The sequence below is a fragment of the Faecalibacterium sp. OM04-11BH genome, from assembly GCF_003482185.1.
GTDB lineage: Bacteria > Bacillota > Clostridia > Oscillospirales > Ruminococcaceae > Faecalibacterium > Faecalibacterium tardum.
In genome coordinates, this window is the sequence record NZ_QULS01000017.1 from 47,911 (window position 1) to 53,983 (window position 6,073).

Annotated in this window: 6 protein-coding genes and 1 pseudogene; 4 read left to right on the top strand and 3 right to left on the bottom strand. The window is 57.2% G+C overall.

Annotated features, from left to right (window positions below):
- The first annotated feature begins 3 nt into the window (after positions 1 to 3).
- The 4 genes from DXB44_RS12620 to DXB44_RS12635 all read left to right on the top strand — a co-directional run bounded on the left by DXB44_RS12620 (position 4) and on the right by DXB44_RS12635 (position 4,210).
- The gene (locus DXB44_RS12620; protein ID WP_118658953.1) at positions 4 to 684 is read left to right on the top strand and encodes a YesL family protein; all 681 of its coding nucleotides are present in this window, start codon (positions 4 to 6) and stop codon (positions 682 to 684) included.
- Between the two features lie 48 nt (positions 685 to 732).
- Positions 733 to 2,418: a phospho-sugar mutase gene (locus tag DXB44_RS12625; protein ID WP_118658954.1), complete on the top strand. Its 1,686-nt coding sequence runs from the start codon at positions 733 to 735 to the stop codon at positions 2,416 to 2,418.
- Between the two features lie 113 nt (positions 2,419 to 2,531).
- A complete protein-coding gene (locus tag DXB44_RS12630) occupies positions 2,532 to 3,446 on the top strand; it encodes a type I phosphomannose isomerase catalytic subunit (RefSeq protein ID WP_118658955.1) in 915 nt (304 codons plus the stop codon).
- Positions 3,447 to 3,538: 92 nt separating this feature from the next.
- Positions 3,539 to 4,210, top strand: a complete 672-nt coding sequence (locus DXB44_RS12635) for a hypothetical protein (protein ID WP_242852926.1) — start codon at positions 3,539 to 3,541, stop codon at positions 4,208 to 4,210.
- On the opposite strand, the pseudogene DXB44_RS14825 reads toward DXB44_RS12635, so the two are convergent.
- From DXB44_RS14825 to DXB44_RS12650, 3 genes and pseudogenes are all read right to left on the bottom strand, one after another.
- Positions 4,119 to 5,225, bottom strand: a pseudogene (locus DXB44_RS14825) (recombinase zinc beta ribbon domain-containing protein); the annotation flags it as partial. The gene DXB44_RS12635 and the pseudogene DXB44_RS14825 overlap by 92 nt on opposite strands.
- A gap of 31 nt (positions 5,226 to 5,256) precedes the next feature.
- Positions 5,257 to 5,634: a hypothetical protein gene (locus tag DXB44_RS12645; protein WP_118658956.1), complete on the bottom strand. Its 378-nt coding sequence runs from the start codon at positions 5,632 to 5,634 to the stop codon at positions 5,257 to 5,259.
- On the bottom strand, positions 5,606 to 6,073 hold a 468-nt coding region (locus DXB44_RS12650; RefSeq protein ID WP_118658957.1), incomplete at its 5' end, for an ATP-binding cassette domain-containing protein. The genes DXB44_RS12650 and DXB44_RS12645, both read right to left, overlap by 29 nt.

Genomic DNA, 6,073 nt, shown 5'->3' on the forward strand with positions numbered 1-6,073 from the left:
GCCATGAAAAAGACCAACATCGACAGCCCCTTCTACCGCACTATGGGGAAGATCGGCGATCTGCTTTTTGCCAACCTTCTGTGGCTGGTGTGCTGTTTGCCCATCGTCACCGCCGGAGCCTCCACCCTGGGGCTGTTCACGGTGGTGAACAAGATGGCGGCAAAGGAGGACTACACCGTCCATACCGACTTTTTCAAGGCGTTCAAGCGGGATTTTAAGCAATCTACTGCCCTGTGGCTGGTGCTTTTGCTGGCAGGCTTTGCCGCCCTCACCGGGCTGCGCACCGCCACCGCACAGGACACCCCCAGCACCGGCATTCTGGCGGCAGCGTCCTTTCTGCTGCTGGTGCTGGCGGGCTGCTGCGGCAGCTGGGGCTTTGCCCTGCTGGCACGGTTCACCTATCCCGGCGTTCTGCCGGTGCTGGCGGACGGCGGCCGCATGACCCTTGCAAACCTGCTGCCCACTGTGGGGAATCTGGCTTTTCTGGCGTGGTTTCCCCTGCTGGCAAAAGCCGCCCCTGCGTGGTTCGTCTATCTGCTGCCCCTGTGGCTGCTCATCGGCGGCGCAGGTTCTGCCCTTGGCATGGCAAGCCTGATGCGCCCCGCCTTTGCTCAGCTGGAAAAAGCCGGGCGCAAGGAAGAGGAACCGGAAGAAGAGCCTGACACGGAGGACAGCGTGCAATGATCGTCTGCACCGAAACTGTCTTTATTTGAAGGAAGAAAGTGTGATCCTATGGAAGAACGAATCAAACAGCAGTATGACCGCTGGCTTTCCCAGCCCGGGATGCCTGCCGACCTTGCCGATGAACTGAACAGCATTGCAGGCAACGAGGATGCCATCACCGACCGCTTTTACCGGGAGCTGGAATTCGGCACCGGCGGTCTGCGGGGTGTCATCGGGGCAGGCACCAACCGAATGAACGTCTACAACATCCGCAAGGCAACCCAGGGGCTTGCCAACTACCTGAACGCCTCCGACCTGCCCAAAAAGGTGGCCATCGGCTACGACAGCCGCATCAAGAGCGATGTGTTCGCAAAAGAAACGGCGGCTGTTCTGGCTGCTAACGGCATCAAGGCGTACATCTACCCCCGTCTGGAGCCCACCCCGGCGCTAAGCTGGGCGGTGCGGTACTACGGCTGCGGTGCAGGCGTGTGCGTTACCGCCAGCCACAACCCCGCCAAGTACAACGGCTACAAGGTCTACGGCGCAGACGGCTGCCAGATCACCCTTGAGGTGGCAGCAAAGATCCTTGCCGCCATTGAAGCAGTAGACTGCTTTGCCGTACAGCCTGCGGACTTTGACGCAGCCCTTGCCGAGGGCAAGATCGAATACAGCAGTGAGAAATGTCTGGACGACTTTGTGGATGCCGTCTATGCCCAGCGTGTGGGCGATGGGGCTGGCACCGCCGACCTGAAGCTGGTGTACACTCCGCTGAACGGCTCCGGTCTGGAATGCGTGAAAAAGCTGCTGACAAAACTGGGCGTCACCCATGTGACCGTGGTACCGGAGCAGGAAAAGCCGGACGGCAACTTCCCCACCTGCCCCTACCCGAACCCGGAGATCCGGGAAGCCATGCAGAAGGGTCTGGAGCTGTGCGACAAAGTGCACCCGGATCTTTTGCTGGGCACCGACCCGGACTGTGACCGCTGCGGCACCGCCGTGCCGGACGGCAAGGGCGGCTACCGGCTCATCACCGGCAACGAGATGGGCATCATTCTGCTGGACTACATCTGCCGCACCCGCAAGGCATTGGGCACCATGCCGGAGCATCCGGTGGCTGTGACCACCATCGTCTCCACCGATATGGCCACCCCGGTGGCGGCAAAGTACGGCGTGGAGCTGCGCCGCACCCTGACCGGCTTCAAGTTCATCGGCGAGCAGATCGGTCTGCTGGAAGCCGCAGGTGAAGCCGACCGCTACATCTTTGGCTTTGAGGAGAGCTACGGCTACCTGTCCGGCGCTCACGTCCGGGACAAGGACGCCGTCAACGCCACCCTGCTGGTGTGCGAAGCCGCTGCATGGTACGCAAAGCAGGGCATGACCCTGCTGGATGCCATCAACAAGCTGTACGCCGAGTTTGGCTGCTACCGCAACGCCCTGCACAGCTTCGCCTTTGAGGGCGAAAGCGGAATGCACACCATGGACGCCATCATGAAGCAGCTGCGCCAGACTCCGCCCACCGCCATCGGCGGCATGACCGTGGAAAGCGTAGTGGACTACAACACCGCCGGCACCGGACTGCCCAAGGCAAACGTGCTGGAGTTCCGTCTGGCGGGCGGTGCCAAGCTGATGGTACGCCCCTCCGGCACTGAGCCGAAGATCAAGGTGTATCTCTCTGCCGTTGCTCCCACCGAAGAAGCAGCCGATGCCATCAACGACACCCTTGGCAAAGCTGCCTCTGCCCTGTTGAAAGCATAACCCCCTGCAAACTGGCTGCCTCGTTCCCGCCGAAAAATGGACGGGGCAGCTTTTTGCACCCTTTTTCGGAAAAATCGTTGTGTTCAATTTCAGGCATATTCGAGGTATATAAAATGAAAACGATTCAGCTTACTCCCAGCTGCAAAGACTACCTCTGGGGCGGCGAAAAGCTGCGCACCGAGTACGGCATCCAGAGCGAATTACACCCCCTGAGCGAGGCGTGGATGCTGTCCTGCCACCCGGACGGCCCCAGCTACCTGCCGGACGGCTCCACCTTCCAGCAGTACATCAACACTCATCCCGGCTGCCTTGGCACCCACTGCGAAAAGTTCAGCGAGTTCCCCGTACTTGCCAAGCTCATTGATGCCAAAAAAGACCTGTCCATTCAGGTACACCCCTCCAATGAATACGCTTTGGAGCACGAGCACCAGTACGGCAAGACCGAGATGTGGTATGTGCTGGAAGCAGAGCCGGGTGCCTCCCTCTACTACGGCTTCACCCATGAGATCAGAAAGGAGGAGTTTGAACGCCGCATTCAGGATAACACCCTGACCGATGTGCTGAACGCCGTGCCGGTGCACAAGGGGGACTGCTTCTTCATCCCCTCCGGCACGCTGCACGCCATCCGCAAGGGCATCGTGGTGGCAGAGATCCAGCAGAACTCCAACGTCACCTACCGCATCTACGACTACAGCCGTCTGGGCGCAGATGGCAAGCCCCGGCAGCTGCACATCCCGCAGGCGCTGGATGTTACCCTCCGGGAGCCGCCGAAAGCGCAGGACTTCCACGGCCATCTGGCGCAGTGTGATTACTTCACGGTGGATGCCGTAGAGGGTGGCTTTGAGGATATCTGCGACGAGACCTCCTTCACCTCTCTGCTGGTACTGGAAGGCAAGGGCACCCTGACCGAGACCGCCACCGGCGAAAGCCTGCCCATCCGCAAGGGGCAGAGCCTGTTCCTGCCCGCTGGCACCGGGGCCTACGCCGTAACCGGCACAGACCTCAAGTGCCTGCGTACACGGGTGTAAATAAAGCATGAAAAATTCCCGGGCAGTCTGCCGCTGCCCGGGAATTTGTGCTATGATAGATGCAGAAAAACAGACGAAACGAGGACACAGCCATGGCATCCTACCGCTACGAACGGGATATCAAACCCGAAGACCTGATCCAAGAAACGCCCCCTCCCCTGACCCCGGCGCAGCAGCGTGCCAACTGGTGGCACTACCACTGGTATTATGTGGTGCTGATCGCTGCTGCCCTGCTGGCGGTGGGGTATTTCGTCTGGAACCGGGTCACCGAAGTGCAGCCAGACTACACCGTGGCAGTGGTGAGCCGCACCGACCCGGACACTGCCTTTCTCAGCCAGCTGGAGACCCAGCTGGAAGCCCTTGCCGGGGACGTGAACGGCGATGGCAAGGTGAAGGTCACGGTAAAGGGCATCTGGCTGGCACTGGACTTTGAAACGCAGGATGCCTCCCTGCAGCGGCTGATGCAGTCCAGCGAGGACAAGCTGAACTCTGATTTTTATCTGTGTGAGAGCACCCTGTTTATCGTGGACGACCCCGCCGCCATGGAGCAGCGGTATGGCTGCTTCCAGACGCTGGACGGCACCGACCCGGAGGAAGGAGACGTTCTGTCGGTGGCAGACTTTGCTCTGCCGCTGCAAGACACCACCCTTGCCAATGTGCAGAGCGAAAGCTCTACCCTCTGGTACGCTGCTCGCCGCCTGAACGAGGGCATGGATGCGGATACTGCTGCCGCATTGAATGCACTGTGGGAGAAGCTGGTTTGAGGATTGCGAAAGCATCCAGCCTGTACCCGCCGCAGGCGAACCAACCATCTCTATGACTGCTCTGCTGGAACTTTTGAAGAATGCAGACCACGAAGTAAAGGCGCAGCTCCGTCTGGCTCTGCTGACCTGATGCAAAATTTACCACACATTTCAAAGCAATTCCAGCCCATGCAGAGGATTCCAACGAAAAAGCCGACCGTGCAAAAACCGTGCATTGACCGTGCAGGCCCCGATTTTTCGGGGTTACATAGCAAAAAAGAACGTCAAATCTTACGATTTGACGTTCAATATCTGGTGCACCTCGCGCACTCATATCCGAACTTTTCTCCGCTTTCACAGCTTCCCCGAAAGCGACCGTTTCTGTACCTTCCTTATAATTAAAGGTAATGAGAACCTTATCATCGTAGAGATAGATGGCATTGATGAAGGTATCCGCCAGTGCCTGTCGCTGCTCCGGCTGGGTCATATCCAGCTTGCGGAAGCGAAGCAGCCAAAACCGGACGAACTCCTCTTTCATCTTCGGCTTGGCAAGCCGTTCCTCGGCAATGCGGGCTTGCAGCTCCTTCCGCTGTTCTTCCCGAGCTTCCAGCCGCTCTTTGGTTGAACTGGTCAGAATGCCCATCTGGATAGCGTTCAGCATATTGGTGATGCCGACTTCCGTTTCCTTCAGCTGCTTTTCGTAGATGGGCAGGTCTGTGCTTTCCTGATTTTGCAATTCCATGACTTTGGCAATGATGGCATTCATGGAAGCGTCATCTTCCACCAGCTTCATGGTCTCGTTGACCACCAGATCTTCCAGCCACTGTTTCCGCACGGCCTTTTTATCGCAGGTCTTTTTCTTCTTGGCGGCGGCACACTTGTAATAGGTATACATTTTCCCGGTGTGGCTGACACCGCTTTCTCCGAACATCAGCGCTCCGCACTTACCGCAGTACAGCTTGGTGGTGAGCAGATAGCTTTCCTCTGCCTTATGACGGGCAGGGGCCTTTTTATTTTTCGCCAGCTTTTCCTGCAATCTGCCCATCTTCAATTTGAATGATCTTCCTTTATACGCCGCTATTCCCACGAGAACTGACGCTCATTGGCGGTGTTGCACTATAAAATGCTTTGCCGTTTACGGTGCTCTGCGTCATGCCAATTAAATCGATCAGCTGATCCTCAGAATATGCAACCGGACAGTTTTTCAGTTTCTTGGTGCTACACGAATAGGCTCCATCTGTTAAGGTGACTACACCCATCCGTTCCAGACTTGCCAGCATCTTTCCAAGTTCTTTTCGGTCACATTTTATTCCTTTTTCCGAAATAGCTGTTGCAATCTGGGATGCCGACAATGTTTTTTCAGTTAGCAACATAGCCAATGCAAACTTTGCTCCTTTTAAGTAGTAGGGGATGATTTTATTGCGTATCCAAATTCCCTTTTTCATGTTGCAGTTCTCCTCTCAGAATCTGTCCATCCTCGATCCGAATGACTTGCTGCGCCTTCTGCGCAATTTCCGGGTTGTGGGTAACAACGATAAGCGTTTGCCCGAACTCCGCAGCGCATTCCATCAGAAGCCGCATCGTATCCTCGCCCGTCCGCGTATCCAAATTTCCAGTAGGCTCGTCTGCAAAAACGATGCGGGGTTTTGCGATGAGTGCACGAGCGATTGCCACACGCTGCTGCTGTCCACCGGAAAGCTGTGCGGGGCGGGAATGCAGCTTGCCCGCAATGCCCAAGATCTCAGTCAGCTTGTGAAGCATTTGCTCATCCGGTGCTCTATGGTCCAGATAGAACGGAATCAGAATATTATCCCGCACCGTGTACTCCGGGAACAGGCGGAAATCCTGAAAAATAAAGCCGATCTTTTGCCGCCGCACCTGTGC

Excerpts from the sequence above, each read along its gene's own strand:
- DXB44_RS12620 (WP_118658953.1), top strand. The coding sequence starts at position 4 with ATGAAAAAGACCAACATCGACAGCCCCTTCTACCGCACTATGGGGAAG.
- DXB44_RS12625 (WP_118658954.1), top strand. The coding sequence starts at position 733 with ATGGAAGAACGAATCAAACAGCAGTATGACCGCTGGCTTTCCCAGCCC.
- DXB44_RS12630 (WP_118658955.1), top strand. The coding sequence starts at position 2,532 with ATGAAAACGATTCAGCTTACTCCCAGCTGCAAAGACTACCTCTGGGGC.
- DXB44_RS12635 (WP_242852926.1), top strand. The coding sequence starts at position 3,539 with ATGGCATCCTACCGCTACGAACGGGATATCAAACCCGAAGACCTGATC.
- DXB44_RS12645 (WP_118658956.1), bottom strand. The coding sequence starts at position 5,634 with ATGAAAAAGGGAATTTGGATACGCAATAAAATCATCCCCTACTACTTA.